Origin of the sequence: Streptomyces scabichelini (genome assembly GCF_011045015.1) — a bacterium.
In the GTDB taxonomy this organism is placed as follows: Bacteria; Actinomycetota; Actinomycetes; order Streptomycetales; family Streptomycetaceae; genus Streptomyces; species Streptomyces scabichelini.
Map to the genome: position 1 here is coordinate 42,314 of NZ_JAAKZY010000029.1, position 26,828 is coordinate 69,141.

A 26,828-nucleotide genomic window follows, 5' to 3' on the forward strand; every position below is an offset into this window, starting at 1 on the left:
GGGTTACAGACCCATGCCGGTGAAGGTGCGCTCCAAGGAGTCGGCGTACAGGCGGGCGCCGCCGATCTTCGGGTGGAACGACTGGGCCGACAGGCCGTAGTCGCTGATGATCGGGTAGTCCAGGGCCGGCTGGTCCGAGTCGACGAGCGTCTTGACGATGCCGTGGACGGACTCGGGGTTGCCGCAGACGGCCTTGCCCGCGAAGTTCTGCTTCGGGTTGGAGAACCAGGCCTTGATGCCCTTGGCCTTGGCATCGTCCGCGGCCCTCTGCATCGCGGTCGCGAGTGTGTCGGCCACGCTGCTGAGCCAGTCCGTGGACGACGCGGACAGGCCGATCTGGCCAACGGCCGGGACCGTGATGCTCAGGCACGCGCCCCTGTCCTCGATCAGCGGCGGGTACCCCATCAGCGCGATCTTGGCGTTGGGGGCCCTCTGGCTGATCTCCGTGACGACCTTGGTGATGTCCGGCCGGACGATCTCGTTGATGATGCCGACCGCGGCCTTCTCCAGCGGCTGCCCGATGAACTTGCGGTCACGGCCGCCGACGGACTGGTCGACGTCGCCCTCTTCGAAGGTCTTGTCCTTGCAGTTGCCGCCGTTGAACGCGACCAGGCACTTCTGGATGACGTCGGCGAAGCGTGCGTCGTTGCCGCCGATGGAGATGGTGACCAGGCTGGTGTTCTGGTCCAGGTAGCCCTTGTCGATCTGCGGCTTCTCACCGCCGTTGGACTGCACGATGCCGTTGTGCACCACGTTGTAGGTGCGGGCGCCGGAGCAGGCGATCAGGTGGTAGTCCGTGGCGGTGCCGTAGCTGTCGGCGGCGGCGCCGATGGACTGGGAGCGGCCCGGGATCGTCGCCTGGCGCGACCACGCCTGGGTGGAGCGGTGGCAGGCGTTGCGGGTCTTCTTGTTCTGCTGGTCGAGGTAGTTGGTCTCCGGGTAGTAGTCCCGGTTGCCCTCGGAGGCGCCCTCACCGGAGGAGTACGAGTCACCCATGGCGACGACGAAGTCCTTCGGCTTGGCCGACAGCGGCTGGAAGGCCACCGAGTCCCAGGCGATGTCCTCGTCCCCGGTGCCGTCCTCGGCGTCGGTGTCGAGGGTCACCGACGGCGTGCCGGTGAAGTTGAACACACCCAGGTCGACCCACTTGTTCGCACGGATCCGCTGCGGGTGCACCCGCACCGGCGAGGTGGAGTCGGTGCCGCCGATCCGGTAGGCGGCCTGCCGGGTGTGTGCGCCGTGGTCCGGCATGTGCACGAACACGCGCATCCACCCGCGCTGGGTGCCGCTCAGCGTCCACTTGCCGGAGACGTTCAGCCGCTTGCCGTCCGCGGTCGCGAGCCAGCGCGTGTGGCCCATCCAGAAGTGGTTGTTGTTGCCCGCGCCGATCTGGTGCAGGTCGACCTTGGACGGGTACTTGCCGCCCTCGCCCGCGAAGGTGAACTGGAACGTGCCCTTCGAAGCCACGGTGCAGGTGCGCCCCGAGGATCCCGCCGGAACGGTGCCGCCTGGCAGGTCGTCCACGATCAGGGAGCCGGACGGCAGGCCGGTGTTGCAGCGCGGCGGGTAGGAGTTCTCGTCGGGCTGCTCGGGATAGGTGTCGTCGAACCGGTGGACCGGGTTGCCGCACCGGGCCTCGGTGGTGCAGTTCTTCCAGCTCACCGGCTGGTTCCACCAGCACTTGAGGTACAGCGGGTTGTCGTCGTAGGGGTCACCGGGCAGCGCGCACGGGCCCTTGCCGTCGTCGTTGGAGGCGCCTTCACCGATCTTCGACGGCACGCAGTCGTTCTGCGCACCGCAGAAGGTGAAGAGGGGCGGCTTGGCGGAGGTCCGGGCGTCGTTGGAGTTCCACCAGGCGGCGCGGTAGCCCGGCTGCATGTCACCCGGCTTGAACATGGCCGCGATCGGTCGGGCGGCCCAGCCGATCACCTTCTCCTCGTACGGCCAGTCCTGCGGGTGCGCGGCGTGGCTGTAGTCGTCCTTGCCCGCGGAGTTCTCCAGGAACGGGGTCCTGTTCTCCTTCCACAGCGGGTTGGCCGGGTTGTTGGTCCAGCCCACGCCCCACTTGCCGTTCTTCGGCGACGACTTGGGGTAGTACCCCGCGTTGTACGCCCACAGTGCGTAGAACCAGTTCTCGATGTACTTCGGGTGGCCGTCGTTGATGGTCAGGCCGTCCTTGCGGGTGTCGTTCCACTTCTCGATGAGGATGTTGACACCCGCGGCGATGTTCGCCGCGTAGTCCAGCGCGACGGCTTCCTGCTGCGTCGTGGTCTTGGGCTGCTCGCCGTCCTTCTCCTTGCCGTGCATCCGCATGCCGTCGGTGACCTGCGTGATGCCGTAGCCGCAGTCGGCCTCGGTGAAGTCGATCGCCCACGGGTCCTGCTGATCGCCGTCCGAGGCGTACTTGACGCCGTAGAAGTTGCCGATCAGCGAGTTGGCCGTGACACCGGGCACCGCCAGCCGGGTGGCCTGCCACATGTTCGACTCCTGCGCCGTGATGCCCAGCATCACCTGCGCGGGCACGTGCCAGTCCTCACCGGAGCCGCCGACCAGCGGCGTCAGCGGGAAGAGCGTCTGCGGCGCGTAGGCCGCCATGCCGGTGTTCTTCCAGTTCGCCGGCCGCGTCGCGCTCTTGTTGAGCTTGCCGACGACGGCCTGGTCGACGGCCCACTCGACCTGGCGCGGGGTGGGCTGGAAGGCCTGCTTCTTGGGGTCGTTGCGCGGGACCGAGCAGTAACGGTCGGCTTCGACCGTGTCGTTGGCCGCCGCTCGTGTGCCGACCGCGGCCTTCGCGCCCTGCGCGAGCAGGACCGGGCTCGTCTGCGTGCCCTGGGTGACCTCGCGCTGCCCGCCGACGGGCTCGGACCCGGGCGGAGCATCCAGGACGACGGTCTTGCGGGTGTCGAGGGTCTCCACCGTGGTACGCACGGTGCGGGCCTCCAGGGCCTCCTCCGGACGGATCCGGGAGTCCTTGCCGTCCGCCCAGCGGGTGGTGACGACGGACTGGCCCCGGCTGGAGACCCGGGCGTCCTTGTCGAGGCCACCGGGGTTGCTCAGCACGCCGTCCGCCTCGGGCGAGGTGGAGTCGGCCTTGCCGGTCACGTACACCGTGCCCGACGGGGTGGCGGTGAGGTCGAACTCGTCGAGCCTGCCCTGCGCGAGTCCGGCGGGCTTGGCGTGGCCGTCGGCCTTCCTGACCTGTTCGGCGCTGACGCGGGAGACGGTGGCGGTGTTCTGCGCCGCCGCGGCGCTACGCGCATTCGACGCCTGGGGAGCCGGGTCGATGAACGTGACACCGCCGTCGGCGTCGGCCTTGAGCTGGAACGGCCAGGCCTTCGTGGTGGCGATGTCGCGGGTCCTGCCGCCCTTGACGCTCACGATGTGGTTTCCGGTGGCGGCGACGATGCCCTGGTCGGTGGGCACGGCCGAGGTCACCTGCCCGGTGACCGTCTGCTGGGTGCCGGCCTTCCCCGTCCTGGCGTCGACTGTGATCAGCCGGGTCTGGGTCTTCTCCGACCGGTCGTCGGTCAGCGCGGTGAACACCGCATCCTCGCTCTGGCCGCAGCCCGGGGAGAAGTAGCCCAGCGTGGCCTGGAACGGCAGCTTGGTGACCTGACCGTCGGTCAGGTCGACGAGGGCGGTGAACGCTCCGCGCGTCATCAGCTCGGGCTTGTTGGTGAAGGTGCGGGGCGCGTAGGCGACGGCCGCGTACTTCCCGGACTCGGTCAGACAGGCGTTGCCGATCCAGGTGTCGGTGTCGAAGCCGGGCTCGGACAGAGTCGCCGCCGTCTTCCAGGCGTACCCCTGCCTCTCGTCCGCGATGAGGACGTGGAATCCGGATCCGTCACCGGAGGTGGTGAAGGCCTGGTCGGAGGACTGCTTGTAGTTCTCGCCGAGGACATCCGGGCGCCGGTCCGTCGGGACGGCGTCGGGTTGGTCGCCGGGCTTGGTCCCCGGGTCACGGGCGGCCGCTGCCGACCAGCCCTTGGCTTCCGGCTGCGGGTCGGCCGCAGGTAATGCCTGCGTCGTGGCGATACCGGAGGACAGAGCCAGGGTGAGGGCTGCCGTCACCGGTATCCGCGCACGCCTCAGCATGGCGTTGCGTCTCAAGTGGAGTCTCTTTCTGCGGAGTTGTGCTTTCCACCTGCAATGGAATGCACGGCGCCGTCAGCGAAGGAGAGAGCAGCGGTCACGCGGGCCGAGAGGTTGCGTGGTCACCGGCCGCACCGGGGTCTGGGGTGCGGTCGCGCCGGGCACATGCGTGCGACGGGCGGCAAGGTGACACGCTAGGCGTCGCGGGACATAGCGCAGCATTCCCCCGTGAAAAGCGCGCATTGAGAACCGATGTTCGGTTCGGCGGTCACTTGAAACGTATCAGTCGGTCACGGCACGTGTCATCTACAACCTTCACAGTGAACACACATGTGGCACAGGGCACACATGTTCGTGCTGACTAAAAGTCCAACGCTGGGTATGGTTGCGGCGACCACTCAACCACCACTGTGCAACTGCACATGTTCTGGTGGGATTTCAAGTATTCCAGGGGGGAACCACCCATGTCCCGTGCGCTCTTACACAGCCGCACCGCACTCAGGGCCGCTGTCGCCGTCACCGCTCTCGCCGTCACGGCGGGCATGGCCACCACGGCGAGTGCCGCCCAGGGGGACCAGCCGGGCCCGAGCAAGTCGCTGAAGACCGTGAGTGTCCAGGGCGCTGAGGGTCTGTCGGTCGACACCGCGGCGAGCAAGGACACCAAGGCCGTCATCGAGAACAACAAGACACTGGCTGCCGCTGCCGCGAACGTGTGCGGCTCGGGCTACACGATCTCCACGGGCGCCTGGCGGCTGCCGACCCAGACTTCCGTGTACGGCACGCTCTATACGTGGACCAACGGCACCACCACCGGTTCCCGCATCTACGACAAGCCGATCTGCGCGGTCTTCTTCAACGACAGCGGCTACACCCGCTACATGGGCGTGCGGTTGAGCTCCAACTACACCGCCGATCCCGACAAGGAAGACTTCGGCGCCTACTCCACGTACGCGGGGCCCGTGTACCAGAAGCGGGGCTACTGCGGCACGGCGTACGCCTACATGGAGAACAGCAACGGCAAGGTCATGGTCGACGCTCTGCGCACGGTGGGAACCTGCAACTGATGTCCCCCGTGTTCCACCGAGCCTCCGCACCGTCCGCGGTGCGGGGGCTCCCCCTCCTTGCGGCTGTCGGGATCCTCCTGACCGGCTGTGCCGGCGGGGATGAGGAAACCGAAAGCCGACCGACCGGGTCGACACAGGCCGCCGCGCCGAGTGTGTCCGCGACAGCGGAGGACCACCGTGCGCCTGAATCGCCGTCCGCCGCCGGCACGCCGCCTGAACAGTCCTCCACACCTTCCGCGCAGGAGCAGCAGGCAGTCCAGGAGGGCAACAACTGGGTTCTGTCCGACCAGGGGGTGGAGGTGCGGGTCACGCCTCAGGATGAACTCGGCGCGTATGTGGCGATCTCTGTCACCAACGACAAGGACACCTCTTCGGATATCTCGGCCACAGTGCGCGTGCGGGGAGACAACGGATTCGACGAGCGGTACACCTTCGCTTTCCCCGATGTCCCGTCAGGAACGGAACACGGCAACAGCCAGATGCTCACGGACATCGGCGGGACACCTGCACCGGAAAATCTCGACATAGACATCGTCGCGGTCACCCGGAGCTGACGCCCTCACAGAAATGCGTCACTCGCCGCTCTGGTGGTGGTCACGGTCACCGCGTTGACCACCTACTGACCTTCAAAGGCCGAAGGGCCTCGCGGGTGGCGCAGTTCGGCCGGGAGGTCGGCCAGATACTCCTGCACCCGGGCGATGACCTGCTGTCCTGGCTCAGGCCGCCGCCTGGAGCAGCGCTCCAGGAGGTCTTCCGCCATCAGCACCGGCCGGGTCGAGACGAGCCCGGACGAGCATGACGCGTGCGCAGTTCTTGTCCCGTGGGGACACGGTTCCGCACGCGGTGCAGGTGTAGGCGCGCTCACCCAGCGGCTGGGGCCCCACCGCCCTTGAGGCAGTGGGGGAGCGTGCTTGGCTCTCATCCGGCCTTCGTTCGTCTGCAGATGACGGAGGCCGTGATTCCCGACCCGGGAACCACCACCGGGCATGTTCGAGGCCGGTCATGGACTCGCGCCGCATGACGGCCCCTCAGCTCGCTACACCGCCGACGCCTACAGCCCCCGCCGAGGCCCCGTCCACAACTGGAGCTGGGAGCCCAAGAGCGTACTCGCGCCGGTGGACCTGTCCGACGTCCCGGCCGACACGTCGCTCCCCGCGGGAGCGTAACCGGCCCTCGGCCCGTGGGACATATGCGTGCGCGTCCCCTAGGTCACGGCCCCGGCGACCTGTCAAGGATCCGCGGTACGCGCAGTACACGAGCACACGACGGCAGTCCACGACGCGAGGAAGCGCAGTCCGTCATGGGACGGGGTACCGGGCTCGGCGGTCGTGATCACCAGCTGCTGTGCGGCGTCGGCTGTTGAGGTCAGGCTGTCCCAGTCGAGAGTGACGTCGCCGGCGACCGGGTGGCGCAGCCTCTTCGCGCCGACCCGCAGGCTCGGCACCTGGCGGCCTGCCCACCACTGCCGGAAGTCGGCGTCGGCCACCGACAGCTCGCCGACGAGTGGGGTCAACCCTGGGTCGCCAGGGCACTGGGCGGCCTCCATGTGTAGTTGGGCGACGCAGCTCCGGGCGATCGTCCTCCAGTCGAGGTAAAGCTCCCGGCAGCCGGGGTCGGTGAAGAGCAGCCGGGCGTGGTTGCGTGCGCGGGCTCAACTCGGCCCTCCGCACCTGGAGGAATTTTCCCAGGCTCGTTCAGATGCGCGTCGCCGGTCATGACGGCCAGTCTCGCACCGCTCGGTCTTCGTGAGGGGGGTAAGGATTCCTCCCCTGGATAAGTCATTCCCAGGATGGAATTCTCCCCTTTGCGGGTTCGCACGACGGCGGCAAGGTCGATGACGCGACCGGCGACCAGGACCGGCCCACGGAGAGCATTCACCCGAACAAGCGGGCTTGCCAACCCCAATGGCCTGACACGTCCCGGACGACGAGCACCGCGGCCCGCGTGTCAGCACCCGTACCCGCCCCTGATGCCACAACGCACCTGACAAGACCTGGGAAAGCCTCATGCGAGCAACCATCATTCACGGCCCCGGGGACATCCGGGTGGAAAACGTCCCCGAGCCGAAGATCGTCGCACCCACGGACGCGGTCATCCGTACCGTCGCCACCTGCGTGTGCGGCTCCGACCTGTGGAGTTACCGGGGCATCAACCCGGTCACCGAGCCGCAGCCGATCGGCCACGAATACGTCGGCATCGTCGAGGAGACCGGCAGCGACGTCTCGACCGTCAGGCCCGGCCAGTTCGTCATCGGCTCCTTCATCGCCTCCGACAACACCTGCCCGATCTGCCGGGCCGGCTACCACACCTCCTGCCGGCACCGTGACTTCCCCAACGGCTGCCAGGCCGAGTACGTCCGCATCCCCCTGGCCGACGGCACCCTGGTCGCCACCCAGGAGCAGCCGGCCGAGGAGCTGATGCCGAACCTGTTGACCCTGTCCGATGTCATGGGCACCGGCTGGTACGCCGCCAGGGCGGCCGAGGTCAAGCCCGGTTCGACGGCGGTGGTCGTCGGCGACGGCGCGGTGGGCCTTTCCGGCGTCATCGCCGCGAAGGAACTGGGCGCCGAGCACATCATCGCCATGAGCCGGCACGAGTCCCGGCAGAAGCTGGCCCTGGAGTTCGGTGCAACCGACATCGTCACGGAGCGGGGCGAGGAAGGCGTCGCCCGCGTCAAGGAACTCACGAACGGCCTCGGCGCCGACTCGGTCCTCGAGTGCGTCGGCACCAAGGAGTCGATGCACCAGGCCCTGCAGTCCACCCGACCGGGCGGCAACGTCGGCTTCGTCGGCATGCCGCACGACGTGCAGATCGACGGCCAGCAGCTCTTCTTCTCGCACGTCGGTCTGCGTGGTGGTCCCGCCCCCGTGCGGGCCTACCTTCCCGACCTCATCGAGCGCGTCTTCAGCGGCCGTATCAACCCGGGCAAGGTCTTCGACCTCACCCTGTCCCTGGACGAGGTCGCCGAAGGTTACAAGGCCATGGACGAACGTCGCGCCATCAAGGCGTTGCTGCGCCCGTGACATGAAGCCCCGGCGGTGGTGGGCTCCGGTGAGCGGCGCCCACCACCGCCGGCACCCACCAGCGGCAACCGCGCCCACCATCGCGGCCGAGCAGAACGGACCGACCGTCATGACCAGCGAGGCGATCGCCGCCACTCACCCTCTGCTTCGCAGCCGTCGAGCCGCCGGCATTCGAGCTGCGGACCATGGTGGAGGCCGACGGGCGGGTCCTGGCGCCGGGCCGGTACGCCTCCCGGTTCCGTCCCTCGGGACAGGTACTCGAAAGCGAGCTGATCCTGCGCTTCACCGTCGCCGTGAGCCGCTCACCACCACTCCCCCTGACCCACAAGTGCCGATGACGGATCCAAGGAGGTTGGAGGCACACCGATGACGACATGGACGAGCGACGAGCTCAACCGCATCGCCAAGGCCGACGAGTTGGAAATGGCGCCGCGCCGCGGTGACGGCACCCTGCGGGGGCCGGTGCCGATCTGGGTCGTCCGCGACGGTGAGGACCTGTACGTCCGTTCCTTCCGGGGTAAGGACGGCGGCTGGTGGCGCGCGGCCCGCGCGAGCCACGAGGGGCACATCCGCTCCGGCGGCGTCGACAAGGACGTCACCTTCGTCGAGGTGGACGACTCCGAGATCAACGACCGTATCGACACCGCGTACCGCGCCAAGTACGGCCGCTTCGGCGGCGCGTACGTCAACCCCATGGTCGCCGCACGCTCGACGACACTGCGGCTGGTCCCCCGATGAACATGACGATCCCGATGGAAGCCGCTGCGCGCCCATCGGCTTCCGGTCCCTCCCAGGAGTAAGCGCCTTGCTCGGTCTCGAACTCGTCGTCGCCCTGGGCGCGGCCGTACTGCTGGGCAACGTCCTGGGGCAGCGCTTCCACGTCGCGCCACCCGTCGTGCTGCTCGTCGTGGGCGCGCTTCTCGGCCTGGTCCCGGCCGTCCGCCAGACCCAACTCCCTCCCGAAGTGGTGTTGTTGCTCTTCCTTCCTGTGCTGTTGTACTGGGAGAGCCTGACCACGTCCATGCGGGAGATCCGTACGAACCTGCGCGGCATCGTCCTGCTCAGCACGGTCCTGGTGATCCTCACCGCAGGGGCCGTGGCGGTCGCCGGGCACGCGCTCGGACTGCCCTGGGGACCGGCGTGGGCGCTGGGCGCGGCCGTGGCTCCCACCGATGCCACAGCGGTGGGCGCCCTGGCCGGCTCCCTGCCGCGCCGTCAGATCACCGTGCTTCGTGCGGAAAGCCTCGTCAACGACGGCACCGCGCTGGTCATCTACGGCCTCGCGGTCGGTATCACCGTCGGCGAGGAGCATCTGACCTTTCCGCATGTCGGAGCGCTGTTCCTTCTGGCGTACGGCGGCGGGGCGGCTGTCGGCGTGGCGGTCGCCTGGATCAACATGAACCTGCGACGCCGCCTGGACGATCCCCTGCTCGGCAATCTCGTCATGATCCTGGCCCCGTTCACGGCGTATCTGCTCGCCGAGCTGATCCACGCCTCCGGTGTCCTCGCGGTCGTCGTGAGCGGGTTGATCATGGCCCAGGTGGCACCGAGCCTCATCCGTGCCGAGCACCGCCGCCAGGCATTGGCCTTCTGGCCGCTGGCCACGTTCATCATCAACGGCGCGCTGTTCGTCCTGGTCGGCGTGGAACTCCAGTACGCGCTCCGGCACTTGAGCCGATCCGACCTCCAAGATGCCCTGATCGCGATCGGGGTGGTCAGTGTGGTGCTGGTCGCGGTCCGGTTCGCGTTCCTGTTCTCCTCCGCCTACCTGATCCGTGCGATCGACCGGCGTCCCGGGCAGCGGCTGCGAAGAATCAGTCACCGGGCCCGCGTTGTGAGTGGGTTCGCGGGCTTCCGTGGCGCGGTGTCGCTCGCCGTGGCGCTTTCCGTACCGGAGGCCCTCGACTCGGGTGACCCCTTCCCCGACCGCGCCTTCATCGTCTTCGTCACCTCAGGCGTCATCGTGGTGACCCTCGTGGTGCAGGGACTGCTGCTGCCGGGCGTGGTGCGCTGGGCCCGGCTGCCGCGCGACACGTCCGTCGACGAGGAGCACGTCCTCGCCGAGACCATGGCAACCGAGGAGGCCATCAAGGCACTGCCTCAGCTCGCGGCCGAACTGGGCACCACGCCGAAGGTCATGGAGTGGCTGCGCCAGGAGTACGAGGCCCACCTGGCAACCGTACGGGCCAGAGGCGCGGGCACCGACGACGATCCCGCACTGCTGCACAACCGCCACTACACCGACCTCCGCCTCGCCCTGATCGCGCACAAACGCGCAACCGTCGTCCGCCTGAGGAACGAGTCGCAGATCGACGACACCGTGCTGCGCCGGCTTCAGGCCGCCTTGGACGGCGAAGAGGTACGGCTGGCCGGACACGAGCAGGTGGAGTGAGCCGAGTCCGGCATCCGGCCTCGACACAAGACCCCCGACAAGAGACCCAATGAGCCCCCGACTGAAGGGGATCCCTGTCATGTCCTCCGGCCTCATCGACGTCCACGCCCACCTTCTGCCCGACTTCTACGCCCAGCAGGCGACAGCGGCGGGGCACTCCCACCCCGACGGCATGGGCGGCTGGCCCACGTGGTCCGTGCAATCCCACCTGGACCTGATGGACCGCAACGGCATCGAGACCGCGATGCTCTCCTTGTCGTCCCCCGGCGTGCACTTCGGCGACGACAAGGCGGCCCGCATCCTCGCCCGGCACGTCAACGAATACACCGCCGAGCTGACCCGCGACCACCCGGGCCGCTTCGGCACCTTCGGGTCGCTTCCCCTGCCGGACGTGGACGGCTCGTTGGAGGAGATCGCCTTCGCCTTCGACGAACTCGACGCCGACGGCGTGGCCTTGCTGACGCACACGCACGGTGTGTACCTGGGCGACCAGCGCCTCGACCCGGTCTTCGCGGAACTCGACCGCCGCCGGGCCGTGGTCTTCCTGCACCCCACCTCACCGGTGTGCTGGGAACAGTCCGCACTCGGCAGACCGCGCCCGATGGCCGAGTTCATCTTCGACACGGCCCGTACCGTCACGGACCTGGTGATGGCGGGCGTCCTGACGCGTCATCCGAACATGCGGGTGATCGTTCCGCACTGCGGTGGCGCGGTTCCCGTCCTCGCCGACCGCATCAACGAGTTCATGAGGTTGTTCCTGCCTTCGGGGAATTCATCCTCCGTCGATGCCGTGCGGCAACTACAGGGCCTGTACTACGACATGGCGGGCACAGCCTTCCCACGCCAGGTCCCCGCGCTGCTCACGCTCGTCGATCCGGACCGCGTGCTGTTCGGCAGCGACTACTGCTGGACGCCTCCCCCGCTGGCCGACGCCCACATCGCGGCGATCGACGCGGCCGAGTCACCGGTGGAGGGGACCACGTGGCGTTCCCTGACGACGGCCAACGCCGAGCGCCTGTTCCGCCTGTCCCCGGGGACAGCGCGGTGAACGCGTCAGGCGGTGCCGTTCAGCCCTTCCGGTGCCCTCTCGACCCCAGCAGCCAGGGAACGCAACGCCCGGTAGGTCCGGCTGCCGGGTTCGGCGGTCCACACGACGAGCTGCTGTTCGGGATCCTCCGCGCAAGTAAAGGTGGACCGCTGCAATGTCAGGTCGCCCACCGCGGGATGCCGGAGCAGCCTGGTGCCGCCGGCCCGGACGGCGACGTCGTACGAGGTCCACCACAGCCGGAACTGCGGATCCAGCGCCGAAAGCTCTTCGACAAGCGCCGTCAGCCGAGGATCGTGAGGGTTTCGCCTGCTGTCCATGCGCAGGTGGGACACGGCCAGTCGGGCCATGTGCTCCCAGTCTCGGTACAACACCCGGATGACGGGCTCGGTGAACAACAGACGCACGTAGTTGCGCTGTTCCTCGGGGATACGCCCGAAGTCCATCACCAGAGCGGCGGCCATGGCGTTCCACGCCAGAAGGTCTGTGTTGCGCCCGATGACGAACCCCGCCGTCAGGGTGAGGTCGTCCAGCAGGTACCGCATCTGCGGGTCGGCTTGCTGCCGAGCGCTCCGGTTGGCCGTGGGCAAGGCGGTCTTCTTCCCCGCGAGGGTCAGGATGTACTCGCGCTGATCGCCGTCGAGGCGGAGCACCTGCGAGAGGGTGTCGAGGACGGCCGCGGACGCCTGAACACGACCCTGTTCGAGACGGATGTAGTAGTCGGTGCTGATCGCGGCCAGCCGAGCGACTTCCTCACGGCGCAGACCGGGAACACGCCGCGGCTCACCCGTGTCGGGCAGTCCGACCCCGCCGGGGCTCAGCTGTGCACGCCGCGCCTTGAGGAAGGCTCCCAGTTGGTCCAGGCTCGGCTCCCCTTGCACACGCACAGCTTCGCACGTTGCCGCGATCCCGCGCATCAAACCAAGCGGCTGCCGACGTCAGTTGGTTCGACGGCACCCTCGATCCCCTATCGAGCAGCAAGAACGACACAACGACACCGGATGGAGAAAAGGATGCACACCCGAACACTCGGGCAAGACCTGCGGGTCTCCGCCATCGGTCTCGGCGCGATGGGAATGTCCCAGAGTTACGGCCCGAACCCCGGCGATCGAAGCGACATGATCGCCGTACTCCGTGGGGCCGTGGACCGCGGGGTCACGTTTTTCGACACCGCGGAGGTGTACGGCCCCTACGTCAATGAGGAACTCGTCGGAGAGTCCCTCGCTCCGGTACGTGACCAAGTGGTGATCGCCACGAAGTTCGGATTCCGCATCGAGAACGGTGCGTCTGTCGGACTCAACAGCAGGCCCGAGCAGATCCGTGCCGTCGCCATGGCCTCCCTCGAACGGCTCGGGGTGGAGACGATCGACCTGTTCTACCAGCACCGCGTTGATCCACAGGTACCGATCGAGGACGTCGCCGGCACGGTGGCCGAACTCGTGCAGGAGGGCAAGGTCCGCTGCTTCGGGCTCTCGGAGGCCGGTGCGGAGACCATCCGCCGCGCTCACTCGGTCCACCCGGTCTCGGCAGTGCAGAGCGAGTACTCGCTGTGGACCCGAGATCCCGAGTCACAGGTCCTGCCGACGTGCGCGGCGCTGGGAATCGGATTCGTGCCCTTCAGCCCGCTCGGCAAGGGGTTCCTGACCGGCGCGGTGAACGCTTCGACGTCGTTCGGGCCCGACGACGTCCGAACGACCATTCCACGGTTCACGGCCGAGAACCGAGCGGCGAACCAGGTTCTCGTCGAGCACATCGCAACGCTCGCGCAGGCCAAGGGCGCCACACCGGGGCAGGTCGCGCTCGCCTGGCTGCTCGCACAGCATCCGTCGGTCGTTCCGATTCCCGGAACGCGGCGCATCGCGCGCATCGAGGAGAACGTCGACGCCACCCAACTGCCGCTCTCCGCCGACGAACTGTCGGACCTCAACGAACTCGCCGGCCGGGTCGGGGTACAGGGAGACCGCTACAACGAGCACCACATGTCGCTGGTCGACCAGTAGCGGCTCCTGCAAGGCATCGAGCAGTTCACGGTCGCCGGACGCGGCGATCCCGCTCCAGATCGAGCAGGCAAGAGCGAGCCGGTTGTCGCGGTACGGGAAGGAGGCGGTCAGGACAAGTGCGGTGACGCGCTCGGGGTGACGGGCGGCGACACCTTCCAGGACGGGGCCGTAGGTGTTGGCCAGGCTGCATGCGTGGGTGGCCGCGGCGGCGGGGTCGGCGGCGTTGCCCGCGGGTCTGCTCCGCAGCCGACCACCGGTCGGCGCCGCCGCACCGGCGTGATCTGCCCGGCGACGGAGGCCGGCGTCGGGACCAGCGCGGCGAACGGAATCACCGTGCGCCGGCCTGCCTCCCACCGCACGCCGTTCCATCCCACCTCCGCGTCTGTCTGCCGTGGCAGGTCTCACGGCCGCGGAGTGCGGTCAGCATGGTGGTGGGGGTTCAGGTCAGGTCTCTTCTTTGTCCACGAGCGCGAGCAGCGGTCCCTGCTCGTTCTCGGGGACGTAGCCGGCGTAGTAGTCGTAGAGCGTGCGCCGCGAGATGCGTGCTGCCGCCAGGCCGTCACCTGCCCGGATCGCCTCGAGCACCTCCTGGTGGTGGTGGAGCGACTCCCGCATGAGCGCCGTGCTGTTGCCGGCCTGGGCGACCTTGTCCGAGATCAGCGAGAGGACGGCGCCCCGGACCACCTGGTTGCAGACCTGGATGAGGGAGTTGCGGCTGGCCACGGCCACCGCCTCGTGGAATGCGACGTCTGCCTTGCTGAACTCCTCGTACCCTGTCTCGATCGCGTCCGACATGACGGCAAGCGTCCGTTCCATGGAGGCCAGCTCCTCCTCGGACCGCAGCCGGGCCGCCAGCAGGCTCGCCGACCCGTCGAGGATCATGCGGAACGAGATCAACTCGGCCATCGACACGTTGTCGAACTGGACGAGCCGGGTCATCTCCTTGGTCAGACCGGCCGACGAGAACGGCAGGATCTCCGGGCCATGCGGGTCACCCGGGCGCGAGCGGACGAGGCCGCTGCTCTCCAGCACGCGCAAGGCCTCCCGCACGGTGGGCCGACTCGCCCCGAACTGCGTCACCAGCTCTCGCTCGCTCGGCAGCCGCTGACCGGGCTTCAGGTCACCTCGCGCTATCGCTTCCTCGATCTGCTCGACGATGCGCTGGTAGAGCCGTACCGGCGAAACCTGCCGGAACTGTGCCCCGTTATTCACGGCTTCTCCCCTTCGAGCGTGGTCCATGTGGTCTTTTCTCCGGTGGGCGCCCCGGGGGCGCTGTCCGGCCAGTGCGGGACCGCCTCGGCAGGCCGGTTCCGTTCGTACCACGCCGCCCCCCTCAAGACGCCGAGATCGTCGAAGCGGCGGCCCGCGATCTGCACCCCGATCGGCCGACCGTCCGCCGTAAAGCCGCAGTTGACGGTCGCGGCAGGCTGCCCCGACATGTTGTACGGCGCGGTGAAGCCGATGTGGGCCATGGTCTTCCCGTCCCCCCTGAACGGCATCGGCTGCTCAGCGGGAAACGCCGCCACCGGAGCTACCGGCGAAATCACCAGATCGTACGGGAAAGTCGCCGCCACGGTCTGCGCCTGGATGCGCATGATCTGCTGGTAGCACTGGAGTACCCGCGTGCCCGGCACGTCCGCGCCTCCCTGACACCATTGGATGATGTGGGGGTGGACGCGGCGTCCTGCCTCGGGTGCCAGTTGGCGGAGGTCGTTCCAGGACCGTACCCGCCAGAACAGATCCAGGTCGTCCAGGAGTTCCTGGCTCATGAACGGCTCGACCGGCTCCACGACGGCTCCCGCCGCCTCGAAGACCGCGGCGGCACGGTTCACGGCGGCGACGATCTCGGCGTCGCACGGCTCCCCGCAGCCGGCGTTCAGGTGCACCCCCACCCGCAGTCCGCGTACCTCGCTGTCCAGTGCCGACCAGTCGATGTCCTGCGGCGGCAGGCTCGACCAGTCCCGGGGATCAGGCCGGCTCAGGACACGCATGAACAGGGCCGCGTCCGCCACGGTGCGCGTCATGGGGCCCGCGGCGCGCCCCTGATACGGGGTGTCCAGCGGGACCCTCCCGTAGCTGGGCTTGAGTGTGGCAAGGCCCAGCCAGGTGCCCGGCAGCCGGATCGATCCCCCGATGTCCGTGCCGACGTGGAGCGGACCGTATCCCCCGGCGGCCGCGGCCCCCGCACCGGAGCTTGAACCGCCCGTGGTCCAGGCGGCGTTCCAGGGGCTGCGCGAAATGCCGTGCCGGCTGGAGACGCCCGAGGAGAGCATGCCCCAGTCCGGCATCACGGTCGATCCGAGAATCACGCCACCGGATTCGAGGACGCGCGCGGTGATGGGCGCGTCCGCCTCGGGGACGACTGGCTCGACTCCCGCGTTGCCGGAGGGCATGGGGACGCCGCTGCGGGCCACGTTCTCCTTCAGTGTCACGGGCACGCCGTCGATGAGCCCGAGCGGTTCTCCCGCCGCCCATCGGGCCTCGCTGGCCAGGGCCGCCTTGCGGGACTCGTGCGGATCCCGCACCCAGAACGCGTTGAGCACGCTCTCGCGCGCCTCGATCACCGACTGGACGGCGTCGTGGACCTGGACCGGCGACAGCGTGCGGTCTGCGAATTTGGCCACCATCTCGACGGCCGGCATGGCGGCCAGGCCCTGTTCCGTGAGCACCCGCACTCTCCTTCGCTCGCGATACCTCTGGCATGGGAACCCTTGACAAAGACCAGCTTCAGTCGTCACGGTACCTGACAAGTGAGGTTACTGGTCAGGCCAGTTACAGCGAAAGGTGGCGTCCATGACGTGGGACACCGACGTGGCACGGCTCGACGCGGCCTCGTTCGACTGGGGAGGCGAGCAGTTCCTCCGCCCGGTGCGCGCGTTACCCGGCGCTCCCACCAAGGTGCGCGACACCGCTGGCGTGCGTTCCCGTCGCGTCATCGAGCGGGCGGCGCACCAGCCCTTCGCCCTGACCGGTACGAACCCGTCCACCGCTCCGCACCCGGCATCGCCGGGAACCGCGACGCTGTGGCGGTCACCTTGCGAAATGCCAGGCCCCGCACGGCCGACCTCGGCGGCAACGCCACGACAGCGGACGTCGCCTCCGACGTCCTGCACGCGATGGAAAGCCAAGGGTAGAACACATGAGACATAAGCGGCTGATGCGGCATACCAGAACGGTCGCAGCCACGCTCGCCTGCCTGCCGCTGGCGGCCTGCTCGGCCGGGTCCACGGTGGCCGGAAACAGCGGCGGCAACTCGCTACAGATCGGCCTCACCGCCGAGCCGGCCAACTTCGACTTCACCAAAACCGAAGGTGCCGCCATTCCGCAGGCACTGCTCTACAACGTCTACGAGAGCCTGGTGAAGCTCGACCAGTCCGGGAACATACGGCCCGGCCTGGCCACGTCGTGGAGCCTGTCCAAGGACCGCAAGACGTACGTGTTCCAGCTGGTGAAGAACGCCAAGTTCAGCAATGGCGCACCGTTCACGGCCCAGGACGCCAAGTTCTCCATCGAGCGCGTCCCGGCCGACTGGACGGTGGCGCAGAAGGCCCAGATGGACGTCGTGGACACGGTGCAGGCGGTGTCGCCCACCGAGCTCAAGGTCACCCTGAAAACGCCGAGCAACGACTGGCTGTACCGGATGACCACCCGCCTCGGCGCGATGTTCAGCCGGACGGGCGTGAGCAAGCTGGCCACCCAGCCGGTCGGCACCGGCCCGTATGTGGTGAAGAAGTGGAACCGCGGCGACTCGATCACACTGGCCCGTCGTGATGACTACTGGGGGCGCGAACCGCAGTTCGCGTCGGTCACCCTCAAGTACTTCAAGGACCCGACGGCCATGAACAACGCACTGCTCACGGGCACCATCAACGTGATCGGCACGATGCAGTCCCCGGAGACGCTGTACCAGTTCGAGAACAACTCGAAGTACAAGGTCATCGAGGGCTCGACCAACGGCGAGGTGGTCCTCTCCCTCAACAACGGCTCGGGCCCGCTGCGGAATCCGAAGGCCCGCCAGGCAGTCCGCTACGCCATCGACCACAAGGCCCTGTTGGACACCTGCTGGGCAGGCCGCGGGAAACTCATCGGCAGCATGGTCCCTCCGACCGACCCGTGGTACCAGAACCTCACGAACCAGTATCCGTACGACCGCGACAAGGCCAAGAAGCTTCTTGAGGAGTCCGGCCAAGCCGGCCGCACGCTGCGGCTGCGGATTCCGACGCTGCCGTACGCCACCGCGTGCGGAACCGTGGTCAAGAGCCAGCTCGAACAGGCCGGGTTCAAGGTCAAGCTGGACCAGTTGGAGTTCCCCGCCGCCTGGCTGACCACCGTGTTCAAGAACGCCGACTACGACATGTCCATCATCGGCCATGTGGAACCGCGCGACATGCAGACGTTGTTCGGGAACAAGACCTCCTACATCCGCTACGACAACCCCGAGTTCCGGGCGTTGCTGAAGAAGGCGGACGAGGGCACCCAGCAGGAGCAGATCACCTACATGCGCGCCGCTGCCCGGCTGCTGTCCAAGGACGCCGCGGCCGACTGGCTGTTCCTGCTGCCGAACCTGATGGTTGCGGACAAGGACATCACCGGCCTGCCCGTGAACACCGTCTCCGAGTCACTGGACCTCACCGGCCTGGGCCGGTCATGAAAGGCGGACCCAACCAATGATCGTCCGTCTGACCCAGCGGATCGCGGTCTTCCTGGCCAGTCTTGTCGTGAGCTCCGTGCTGGTGTTCGCGTTCATGGCGGTGCTGCCGGGAGACCCTGCCCGCGTCGCCCTCGGTACCAGCGCGTCGGACTCCGCCGTGGCGCAACTGCGCGGGGAGTTCGGGCTCGACCGGCCGCTTGTGACCCAGTACCTGAGCTGGGTGCAGGGACTGGTGACCTTCGACCCGGGTAACTCGTACATCTCACACACGCCGATCGGCCCGCAGCTCGCCGACCGTCTCCAGGTCACCCTGTGGCTGGTGGGCACCGGGATAGTGATCGCCTGCATCCTGGCGATCCCCATCGGCACGCTCATGGCCGTGCGACATCGCAAGCCGTCCGGGCTCATCCTCTCGGCCCTGTCCCAAGTCGGTGTGGCCGTCCCGGCGTTCCTCGCGGGCATCCTCATGATCACCGTGTTCGCGGTGGGACTCGGGTGGCTGCCGGCGAACGGCTGGACACCCCCGAACCAGGATCCGGTCCTGTTCCTCAGACAGCTGGTGATGCCCGCGCTCGCCCTCGGAATGGTGCAGGCGGCGGTGCTCACCCGCTATGTCCGCAGCGCCGTGCTCGACGTCCTCCGCGAGGACTACCTGCGCACCGCTCGCGCCAAAGGACTTCGCCCGACGCAGGCACTGCTGCGGCACGGCCTGCGGAACGCGGCGGTGCCCGTGGTCACCGTCCTGGCGTTGCAGCTCGCCACGCTGCTGGTGGGCACCGTCGTCATCGAACGGGTCTTCGTCATCCCCGGACTCGGGAGCCTGCTGCTGGACAGCGTCTCCAACCGGGACCTCATCATGGTGCAGGACGTGGTCATGATCATCGCAGTGGCGGTGCTGCTCGTGAACTTCTTGGTGGACATGGTCTATCTGTTGATCGACCCACGGCTCAGGGCAGGTGCCTCATGAGTGTTCTGGACACGGAAGCCGCCGTCACGTCCGCGGCGCCCGACGCCCCTCGGCGGCGCCGCCCGCTGCCGGGCAGCCTCCTGGTGGGCGGTCTCATCGTCATGGTCGTGCTCGGCATGGCACTGCTGTCCTTCGTGTGGACCCCGCACGACCCGACCTTGGTGAATCCCGCGGTGCGGCTGCAGGAGCCGTCGACGGAGTACTGGTTCGGCACGGACAAGTTCGGCCGCGACGTGTTCAGCCAGATCCTGATGGGCTCACGCACCACGCTGTTCGTGGGCTTCGTGGCGGTGGGTGTCGCCGCCGTGGTCGGAGTGCCCCTCGGCATCGTCGCCGGAATGGCGCCCCGCTGGTTCGGCGAGCTGCTGATGCGCGGCAACGACCTGCTTCTCGCCTTCCCCGCGCTCCTGCTGGCCATCATGTTCGCCGCCGTGTACGGCGCCGGCACGCTGGTCGCGATGGTCGCCATCGGCATCGCGTCCATTCCCCACTACGCCCGGCTGATCCGCGGCGGCACGTTGCAGGTCATGAAGACCGAATACGTGACCGCGGCGCGCGCGGCGGGCCGCGGGCCGTTCTCCATCGGCCTGCGGCATGTCCTGCCCAACGTCAGCAGTCTCGTCATCGTTCAGGCGTCGGTCGGTTTCGCCATCGCCGTGCTCGCCGAAGCCGCACTGTCCTTCCTCGGCTTCGGAACCCCGCCCCCCACACCCTCCTGGGGCCGGATGCTTCAGGAGAGCCAGGAGATGCTGTCGATCGCCCCCCGGCTCGCCGTGTTCCCGGGCATCGCGATCGCGGTGGCGGTGCTCGGATTCAATCTGCTCGGTGACGGCCTGCGCGACCGTTTCGACCCCAAGCTGGAGGACCGCCGATGACCCCGGCACCTGACACGGCACCGGCCCCGAAGCCGGCACCCGACACGGCACCGGCATCCCGGCCGGGCTCGTCCGACTCCCCCGACTCGCCCGACAGCGTATTGGCCGTGCGGAATCTCGACGTCACGGTGGGCGGCCAGAAGCTCGTCGAGGACGTCGACTTCACCATCCGGGCCGGCGAACGGGTCGGCCTGATCGGTGAATCGGGGTCCGGCAAGTCGCTGACCGCACTGAGCGTCATGGGCCTGCTCCCCGAGGGGCTCCGGGCCACGGGTTCGGTGCGGCTCGCGGGAGTCGACCACGACCTGGTGGGCGCCGACGAGGCGCGGATGTCCCGGGTGCGGGGCAAGGAGATCGCCATGGTCTTCCAGGAGCCCATGACCGCTCTGAACCCCACGATGAGAGTCGGGCGGCAGATCGCCGAGGTGCTGCTGGTCCACCGGACCAGGCCCGACCGCGCGTCCGCCCAGGCAGCCGCCGTGGAACTGCTCGACCAGGTGGGACTGCCCGATCCGGCGGCCGCCGCGCGCGCCTACCCGCACCAGTTCTCCGGAGGCCAGCGGCAGCGGGTGGTGCTGGCCATCGCCCTCGCGAACGATCCCGCGCTCCTGGTCTGCGACGAACCCACCACCGCGCTCGACGTCACGGTGCAGGCGCGGGTGCTCGACCTGATCGTGCGGGGCGTGCAGGACCGCAGGTCGGCCATGCTCTTCATCACCCACGACCTGGCCGTGGTGGCCACCGCCTGCGAGCGGGTCATGGTCATGTACGGCGGACGGGTGGTCGAGTCAGGGCCGGTCCGGGAGGTGTTCACGCGCCCCCGGCACCGCTACACCCAGGGCCTGATCGGCTCGTCGGATCTGACCGTGGTCGACGACCGGGGCCGGCTGGTCACGATCGGCGGGTCGGTTCCGCCGGCGGGCCGGTTCCCCGCCGGATGCGTCTTCAGAAACAGGTGCCCCGAGGCGACCGACGAGTGCGCGAGCAGGCCGGAGTGGATCCCGACCGGGCCGGACTCCGGCTACGCCTGCTTCCACCCAGTACCGGAGAGCGGCGCACGCGGGTCCCGCATCCCCACGAACCAGGAGGCCGATCGTGGCTGAGCAGGCGACCAGCGCCCCCCTCGCACCCGAGTCGGGGACCGGCCTCGTGGACGCGATCAGCGTCCGAGACGTCACGCGTGACTACCGACGGCCTCGTACCTCGCTGCGCCACCCCAGCCCCCCGGTGCACGCCCTGCGCGGCGTCAGCTTCGCCATTCCCCAGGGTCAACGGTTCGGCATCGTGGGCGAGTCGGGGTGCGGCAAGTCGACCCTGCTGCGGATACTGGCCGGTCTTGACCGTCCCACCAGCGGCAGCGTCGCGATCGACGGCCGGGACATCACCGGGCTGCGGGAGAGACAACTCCGGTTCGTCCGCGAGCGGCTCCAACTGGTGTTCCAGGACCCGATGAGTTCGCTGGACCCGCGCATGCGCGTCGGCGACATCGTGGCCGAGCCGCTCGTCGCGCAGGGGCACGGCAACCGCAAGGAGCGGGTGGCCGAGTTGCTGGAGGCCGTCGGCCTGCGAGCCGACGCGGCGGACCGGTATCCGCACCAGTTCTCCGGCGGCCAGCGGCAGCGCATCTCGATCGCGCGCGCCCTCGCCCCCCGCCCGAAGATCATCGTGGCGGACGAGCCGGTGAGCGCCCTCGACGTGTCCGTACGGGCCCAAGTGCTCAACCTCATCGCCGACCTCGTCGACGAGTTGTCCCTCACGCTGGTCTTCGTCTCCCACGACCTGTCCGTGGTCCGCCATGTGTGCGACCAGGTCGCCGTCATGCATGACGGGCAGATCGTGGAGACCGGGCCCACGGAGCAGGTGTACGAGGAACCGCAACATCCCTACACACGCAGGCTGATCGCCGCCGTTCCGACTCTGAGCAAGGCACTGTCCGGAGTGTCGGCGGCCGACCTCAACCGGGAGTACCAACCTTGACCAACCATGTCGAACCCGCCGGCGTCGACAGCCCCGTGGGGAGGGAGTTTCCCGAGGGTCTTCCCATCGGCGACCACTGGATGGAGGCACCCGCCGCCGAGGACATCCGCTTTCCCTACGACGGGACGCTCGTCGCGCGGGCGCCGGTCGGGGACACCGGCCTCGCACGCCGGGCGGTGGACGCGGCCGTCGCGGTCCGCGAGCGGGTCGGCCGGCTCCCCTCGCACACCCGCAGGGCGGCGCTGCTCGCGACACACGAGGCGATCGCCGCCCGACGCGCGGACTTCGAACGGCTGTTGGTCCTGGAGACCGGCAAGCCGCTGGTCGACTGCCGTGTCGAGGTGGACCGCACCCTGCTGACACTGCTGACAGCGGCCGAGGAAGTGGCCCGGCTGCACGGGGAGACGGTGCCGCTGGACCTGCTGCCGTCGGGTGAGGGCCTGCTCGGCTTCTGGACCCGCAAGCCGATCGGCGTGGTGGTGGGCATCGCGGGCTTCAACTACCCGCTGCTGCTCGCCGCGCACAAGCTCGCACCCTCGCTGGCCGCCGGCTGCCCGGTCATCGCCAAGCCAGCCCCGCAGACGCCGCTGGCCACCCTGTGGCTGGTGCACCTTCTCCGCGAGGCCCTGCACGCCGGCGGCGCGCCGCGAACCGCGGTGCAGCTGGTCACCGGGGGCCCCGAGGTGGGCGTCGCGCTGACCACCGACCGCCGGATCGGGGCGGTGTCCTTCACCGGTTCCGCCGCCGTGGGCCACCGGATCGCGCGGGATGCGGCACCCACCAAGGTGCTGCTCGAACTCGGCTCCAACGCCGCCTTGGTGGTGGCCGCCGACGCCGACCTCGACGCCGCCGCCGACGCGGTGGTACGCGGCGGGTACTACGCGTCGGGCCAGGCGTGCATCAGCGTGCAGCGGGTCATCGTGGTGGACGCCGTACGGAAGGAGTTCGTGGCCCGGCTGACGGAGCGGGTGGCCCAGGTGGTCGTGGGCGATCCCCGCGATCCGGCGACGAGAGTCTCGGCGCTCATCGACGAGCGGTCGACCGAGCGGGTATGCGCGTGGCTGGAAGAGGCGGTGAAAGCGGGGGCGTCACTGGTGGCCGGAGGCAGGGTCACCGACGGGGTGATCGAGCCCGCCGTGCTGCTCGACGTGGACGGCGGCCTCCCCGTCTGGGACGAGGAAGTCTTCGGCCCCGTGGTCGCGGTACGGTCCGTCCCCGACCTGGAGACGGCCTTCGACCTGGTCAACGACTCGCGCTACGGACTGCACGCGAGCGTCTACACCAGCGCCCTCGACACGGCGTTCGCCGCTCTCGACCGCCTGGAAGTGGGCGGAGTGGTCGTCAACGAGGTTCCCGGCTTCCGTTCCGACGTCATGCCGTACGGCGGCGTGAAGGACTCCGGGGCCGGAAGGGAGGGACCGAGGTTCGCCATCGAAGAGCTCACAGTGACCCGTATGGCAGTGATCCGTCCGACGACAACGAAGCCGTGAGGACACATGCAAGCAAAGGACCGCACCGATGGGGTGGACAACACCGATGCGGTGGACGCGTACTCCCGACTGTTCAGGCTCGACGGCCGCAGGGCCCTCGTGGTGGGCGCGGGCAGCGGAATCGGCCGCGAGAGCGCCCTGGCCCTCGCCGCGCACGGCGCCACAGTGGTGTGCGCCGACCGTGACCTGACGGCGGCCAAGGAGTCGGCGTCGATGGGGCCGGGCCTCTCGGCGTACGCCCTCGACGTCCTCGACGGCGAGGCGGTCGCGCGTGCCGCCGAGGAGCTAGGGCCCGTCGACGTGCTCGTCTTCACCGCCGCGACGAACGTGCGCAAGCGCCTGCTCGACTACACGGCGGAGGAATTCGAGCGGGTCGTGGCGCTCAATCTGCGCGCGTCCTTCGACCTGATGCGGACGTTCGGCCGTGGCATGGCCGAACGCGGCAGGGGAAGCATCATCGGCTTCAGCTCGATTCGCGCGGTGGCCGTCGAGCCGGGACAGGGCGTGTACGCGGCCACGAAGGCCGGCCTCGTCCAGCTGCTGCGGACCGCGGCGGCCGAACTGGGCCCGTCGGGCGTGCGGGTGAACGCCATCGCCCCGGGCATGGTGGACACCCCGCTGACCGCGCAGATCAGGGCTGTGCCGGAATGGTCGGAGGCCTATGCGGACAAGACCGCCCTGGGCCGCTGGTCCCGCGCCGACGAGTTGGCAGGCGCCGTCGTCTACCTCGCGTCGGACGCGTCGTCGTTCGTCACGGGGAGCCAGCTCTTCGTCGACGGAGGCTGGACGGCGATCGACGGACGCTATACGCCGCCCAACTGACCGGCCGTGACGGGCGAAGGCCGGCTGCGCCGATCGGCGCAGCCGGCCTTCGTGGTGCTGCAGCTGGAGAAGGTGAGTGAGCGGGAGCGAGTCAGTCGATTCGCTCGAAGGGTTCCTTGCCGTCCTCGTCCGGCGCGACCGTGAAGACGACCTTCTCGAACTCTCCCGTGAACGCGAACTCGCCCTCGTAGTTGGGTGAGGAGGGCGACAGGGTGTCCCGGCCGACATCGAGGCCCTGCCAGCCCAGGAAGTGCGGGAGGACCCGCGGAATGGCCTCGGTGCCGACCGGCTTCCCTGACACATACAGGTGTCCGACGCCCTGCACGTCACCGGTCTTGACGAATTCGAAGGTCAACTCCGCCCGGCCGATGGGGAGTTCTTCATCAGAGGTCACCGCGTACCGCGTACCGAGGAAGTTGTACTCGTAGACCAGCCGGTTGTCCTTGACGTACAGGACGTATCCGCTGCTGATGTTGCCCAGGGACACCAGGACACCCTCGTCGGAGGCGGCGGCCCGGTCGACGTACGCGGTGATGCGGTGCGCGCGGTTCATCACCGGTGGCACTGCGGCGCCCGGCAGATGGGCCATGCCGGGGTAGTAGGTGAAGGTGGTGCGCCTGCGCGGGGAGCCGGGACGCGGAATCTTCGCCCGGTAGGCGAATCCCTGGTCGTCCAGCGGCAGCACATCGTATTTCCCTGCTTCCACCCAGAAGCGGGAGATCATCTTCTGTAGTTGCTCGGGCTGCTCCTGCGCCAGGTCGTTGCATTCCGAGAAGTCGGAGTCGTGGTGGTAGAGCTCCCATTGGTCGTCGTCGAAGGACGTTCCGCGTTGGTGGTAGGAGACGGCCTTCCAGCCGTCGTGCCAGATCGCGCGGTGCCCGAACATCTCGAAGTACTGGGCTTCCTTGCGCGTCGGCGCGGTCGGCGAGTCGAACGTGTAGCCCATGCTGACACCGTGGATCGGCAGTTGCGGGATGCCGTTGTAGACCGTGGGAGCTTCTAGACCGAGCAGCTCGTAAAGGGTCGGGGCGATGTCGTTGACATGGTGGAACTGCTGCCTGACCTCGCCGGTGCGCGGCAGCCCCCGCGGCCAGTTCACGATGAGCGGGCAGCGGACGCCGCCTTCGTGGGTGTTCTGCTTGTAGCGCTTGAACGGCGTGTTGCCCGCCTGTGCCCAGCCCCACGGGTAGTTGGCATGAGCGCGTGTGGTGCCGATCTCATCGATCCGCGCGACCATCTCCTCGAAGTCCTCGGAGAGGCCGTTCTGGAACGCGGTGGGGTTGAGCGAACCCTTCTGCCCGCCTTCCTGGCTGGCCCCGTTGTCCGAGAGCAGGATGGTGATGGTGTTCTCCATCTGGCCCACCTGCTCCAGGAACTCCATGAGCCTGCCGATGTGGTGGTCGGTGTGGTCGACCATCGCCGCATAGGCCTCCTGGAGGCGTGCGGACAGTTTCTTCTCGTCGTCCGACAGTTCGTCCCAGGGAACGACGCCGGGGTTGTGCGGCGCCAGTTCGGTGCCGGGCGGCAGAATGCCCCGTTCGATCTGGCGGGCGTGCCGGGTGGCGCGCTCGGCGTCCCAGCCGTGGTCGAACCGGCCCCGGTATTTCTCCAGGTATTCCTGGGGAGCCTGGTGCGGGGCGTGCGCCGCGCCGAACGCCAGGTACAGGAAGAAGGGCTTTTCCGGAGTGACCGAGGTCTGGTCCCTGACGAATTCGATCGCCCGGTCGACCAGGTCCTCACTGAGGTGATAGCCCTCTTCCGGGCTCTTGGGCGGATCCACGGCGTGGTTGTCGTGGAACAGTTCCGGATAGAAGCTGTCCGTCTCGGCTTCCAGGAATCCGTAATAGCGCTCGAACCCTCGGGACAGCGGCCACTGGGTGTACGGCCCGGACGCCGTGGTCTGTTCCATCGGCGCCAGGTGCCATTTGCCCACGGCCATGGTGTTGAAGCCGGCGTCGCGCAGCACCTCAGGCAGCATCGCGGCGGCCTTGGTGATCTGTCCGCGACCGCTGGGGAAGCCGGTGTCGAAGTTGGACAGCATGCGCATCCCGACGGAGTGGTGGTTCCGGCCGGTCAGCAGGGAGGCACGGGTCGGCGAACAGAGCGTGGTGGTGTGGAAGTTCGCGTAGCGAAGGCCGCCGGTGGCGAGGGCGTCCATGGCCGGGGTGTCGATGTCCGAGCCGAAGCAGCCGAGGTCGGAGAAGCCGACGTCGTCGAGCACGATGGCCACGACATTGGGGGTGCCCTCGGCGGGCCCCGGCTGTTCGGGCCACCACGGAGTCGACTCCTCGTAGGTCGTGCCGATCCTGCCTTGGAAAGTACCGCTCTCGGACGGCGGATACGGAGAGGCGTTGGACATCCAGAAAGCTCCTTTGCGGTGGACCTACGATCGTGCGCTGCGCCCAACTGAGGCGGGGGCCGGGGCGGGGT

Annotated in this window: 21 protein-coding genes and 2 pseudogenes; 16 read left to right on the forward strand and 7 right to left on the reverse strand. The window is 68.5% G+C overall.

All coding sequences use genetic code 11. The features are described from left to right. Nucleotides 1-3: 3 nt before the first annotated feature. Complete coding sequence (locus G5C60_RS12165) at nt 4-4,110, reverse strand: SGNH/GDSL hydrolase family protein (RefSeq protein ID WP_241266718.1); 4,107 nt, start codon at nt 4,108-4,110, stop codon at nt 4-6. Nucleotides 4,111-4,556: 446 nt separating this feature from the next. Between G5C60_RS12165 and G5C60_RS12170 the strand changes: the two genes are divergently transcribed. Both G5C60_RS12170 and G5C60_RS12175 read left to right on the forward strand, forming a co-directional pair. Further along, complete coding sequence (locus tag G5C60_RS12170; protein WP_241266719.1) at nt 4,557-5,156, forward strand: hypothetical protein; 600 nt, start codon at nt 4,557-4,559, stop codon at nt 5,154-5,156. A gap of 152 nt (nt 5,157-5,308) precedes the next feature. Beyond that, nucleotides 5,309-5,710 (forward strand): hypothetical protein, encoded by a 402-nt coding sequence (locus G5C60_RS12175; RefSeq protein ID WP_165258036.1) that lies wholly within the window; start codon nt 5,309-5,311, stop codon nt 5,708-5,710. A gap of 162 nt (nt 5,711-5,872) precedes the next feature. On the opposite strand, the pseudogene G5C60_RS51905 reads toward G5C60_RS12175, so the two are convergent. Then, nucleotides 5,873-6,028 (reverse strand): annotated as a pseudogene (locus tag G5C60_RS51905) (RNA-guided endonuclease TnpB family protein); the annotation flags it as partial. A gap of 114 nt (nt 6,029-6,142) precedes the next feature. Between G5C60_RS51905 and G5C60_RS12185 the strand changes: the two are divergent. Beyond that, on the forward strand, nt 6,143-6,322 hold the full coding sequence (locus G5C60_RS12185) for a hypothetical protein (RefSeq protein ID WP_165258038.1): 180 nt from the start codon (nt 6,143-6,145) through the stop codon (nt 6,320-6,322). A gap of 62 nt (nt 6,323-6,384) precedes the next feature. On the opposite strand, the pseudogene G5C60_RS12190 reads toward G5C60_RS12185, so the two are convergent. Next, nucleotides 6,385-6,792, reverse strand: a pseudogene (locus G5C60_RS12190) (MmyB family transcriptional regulator); the annotation flags it as partial. 370 nt (nt 6,793-7,162) lie between these two features. Here G5C60_RS12190 and G5C60_RS12195 point away from each other — a divergent pair. From G5C60_RS12195 to G5C60_RS12210, 5 genes are all read left to right on the forward strand, one after another. After that, nucleotides 7,163-8,179, forward strand: coding sequence for a zinc-dependent alcohol dehydrogenase family protein (locus G5C60_RS12195; RefSeq protein WP_165258040.1), 1,017 nt, complete (start codon nt 7,163-7,165; stop codon nt 8,177-8,179). A gap of 185 nt (nt 8,180-8,364) precedes the next feature. After that, nucleotides 8,365-8,517 carry a hypothetical protein gene (locus tag G5C60_RS51070; RefSeq protein WP_206439399.1) on the forward strand — a complete coding sequence of 51 codons (153 nt, stop codon included), beginning with the start codon at nt 8,365-8,367 and terminating at the stop codon, nt 8,515-8,517. Between the two features lie 28 nt (nt 8,518-8,545). Beyond that, nucleotides 8,546-8,917 (forward strand): DUF2255 family protein, encoded by a 372-nt coding sequence (locus G5C60_RS12200; protein ID WP_165258042.1) that lies wholly within the window; start codon nt 8,546-8,548, stop codon nt 8,915-8,917. A gap of 67 nt (nt 8,918-8,984) precedes the next feature. Continuing rightward, on the forward strand, nt 8,985-10,571 hold the full coding sequence (locus G5C60_RS12205) for a Na+/H+ antiporter (protein ID WP_165258044.1): 1,587 nt from the start codon (nt 8,985-8,987) through the stop codon (nt 10,569-10,571). Between the two features lie 79 nt (nt 10,572-10,650). Continuing rightward, nucleotides 10,651-11,619 (forward strand): amidohydrolase family protein, encoded by a 969-nt coding sequence (locus tag G5C60_RS12210; protein WP_165258046.1) that lies wholly within the window; start codon nt 10,651-10,653, stop codon nt 11,617-11,619. Between the two features lie 5 nt (nt 11,620-11,624). Here the strand turns inward: G5C60_RS12210 and G5C60_RS12215 are convergent, their stop codons facing one another. Continuing rightward, complete coding sequence (locus tag G5C60_RS12215; RefSeq protein WP_420907364.1) at nt 11,625-12,503, reverse strand: helix-turn-helix domain-containing protein; 879 nt, start codon at nt 12,501-12,503, stop codon at nt 11,625-11,627. Nucleotides 12,504-12,629: 126 nt separating this feature from the next. On the opposite strand from G5C60_RS12215, the gene G5C60_RS12220 reads away from it, so the two are divergent. Next, nucleotides 12,630-13,616, forward strand: a complete 987-nt coding sequence (locus G5C60_RS12220; protein ID WP_165258050.1) for an aldo/keto reductase — start codon at nt 12,630-12,632, stop codon at nt 13,614-13,616. A 444-nt stretch (nt 13,617-14,060) separates the two neighbouring features. Here the strand turns inward: G5C60_RS12220 and G5C60_RS12225 are convergent, their stop codons facing one another. Both G5C60_RS12225 and G5C60_RS12230 read right to left on the reverse strand, forming a co-directional pair. After that, nucleotides 14,061-14,828, reverse strand: a complete 768-nt coding sequence (locus G5C60_RS12225; RefSeq protein ID WP_338145792.1) for a FadR/GntR family transcriptional regulator — start codon at nt 14,826-14,828, stop codon at nt 14,061-14,063. Beyond that, the gene (locus tag G5C60_RS12230) at nt 14,825-16,285 is read right to left on the reverse strand and encodes an amidase (protein ID WP_338145793.1); all 1,461 of its coding nucleotides are present in this window, start codon (nt 16,283-16,285) and stop codon (nt 14,825-14,827) included. Before G5C60_RS12230 ends, G5C60_RS12225 begins: the two co-directional genes overlap by 4 nt. A gap of 488 nt (nt 16,286-16,773) precedes the next feature. Between G5C60_RS12230 and G5C60_RS12240 the strand changes: the two genes are divergently transcribed. The 7 genes from G5C60_RS12240 to G5C60_RS12270 are packed head-to-tail and all read left to right on the forward strand — an operon-like array spanning nt 16,774 to nt 24,398. Further along, nucleotides 16,774-18,267, forward strand: coding sequence for an ABC transporter substrate-binding protein (locus G5C60_RS12240; RefSeq protein WP_241266720.1), 1,494 nt, complete (start codon nt 16,774-16,776; stop codon nt 18,265-18,267). A gap of 16 nt (nt 18,268-18,283) precedes the next feature. Further along, nucleotides 18,284-19,234, forward strand: a complete 951-nt coding sequence (locus tag G5C60_RS12245; RefSeq protein ID WP_165258056.1) for an ABC transporter permease — start codon at nt 18,284-18,286, stop codon at nt 19,232-19,234. Continuing rightward, nucleotides 19,231-20,109 carry an ABC transporter permease gene (locus G5C60_RS12250; RefSeq protein ID WP_206439400.1) on the forward strand — a complete coding sequence of 293 codons (879 nt, stop codon included), beginning with the start codon at nt 19,231-19,233 and terminating at the stop codon, nt 20,107-20,109. The genes G5C60_RS12245 and G5C60_RS12250 overlap by 4 nt, the downstream gene beginning before the upstream one ends. Beyond that, a complete protein-coding gene (locus tag G5C60_RS12255; protein ID WP_206439401.1) occupies nt 20,106-21,212 on the forward strand; it encodes an ABC transporter ATP-binding protein in 1,107 nt (368 codons plus the stop codon). The genes G5C60_RS12250 and G5C60_RS12255 overlap by 4 nt, the downstream gene beginning before the upstream one ends. Further along, on the forward strand, nt 21,205-22,086 hold the full coding sequence (locus G5C60_RS12260) for an ATP-binding cassette domain-containing protein (RefSeq protein WP_165258058.1): 882 nt from the start codon (nt 21,205-21,207) through the stop codon (nt 22,084-22,086). The genes G5C60_RS12255 and G5C60_RS12260 overlap by 8 nt, the downstream gene beginning before the upstream one ends. Beyond that, the gene (locus G5C60_RS12265; RefSeq protein WP_206439402.1) at nt 22,083-23,576 is read left to right on the forward strand and encodes an aldehyde dehydrogenase family protein; all 1,494 of its coding nucleotides are present in this window, start codon (nt 22,083-22,085) and stop codon (nt 23,574-23,576) included. Before G5C60_RS12260 ends, G5C60_RS12265 begins: the two co-directional genes overlap by 4 nt. Before the next feature lie 6 nt (nt 23,577-23,582). Beyond that, nucleotides 23,583-24,398 (forward strand): SDR family NAD(P)-dependent oxidoreductase, encoded by an 816-nt coding sequence (locus tag G5C60_RS12270; protein WP_165258060.1) that lies wholly within the window; start codon nt 23,583-23,585, stop codon nt 24,396-24,398. Nucleotides 24,399-24,489: 91 nt separating this feature from the next. Here G5C60_RS12270 and G5C60_RS12275 read toward each other — a convergent pair whose 3' ends face one another. Next, complete coding sequence (locus G5C60_RS12275; protein ID WP_165258062.1) at nt 24,490-26,757, reverse strand: arylsulfatase; 2,268 nt, start codon at nt 26,755-26,757, stop codon at nt 24,490-24,492. Between the last annotated feature and the right edge of the window lie 71 nt (nt 26,758-26,828).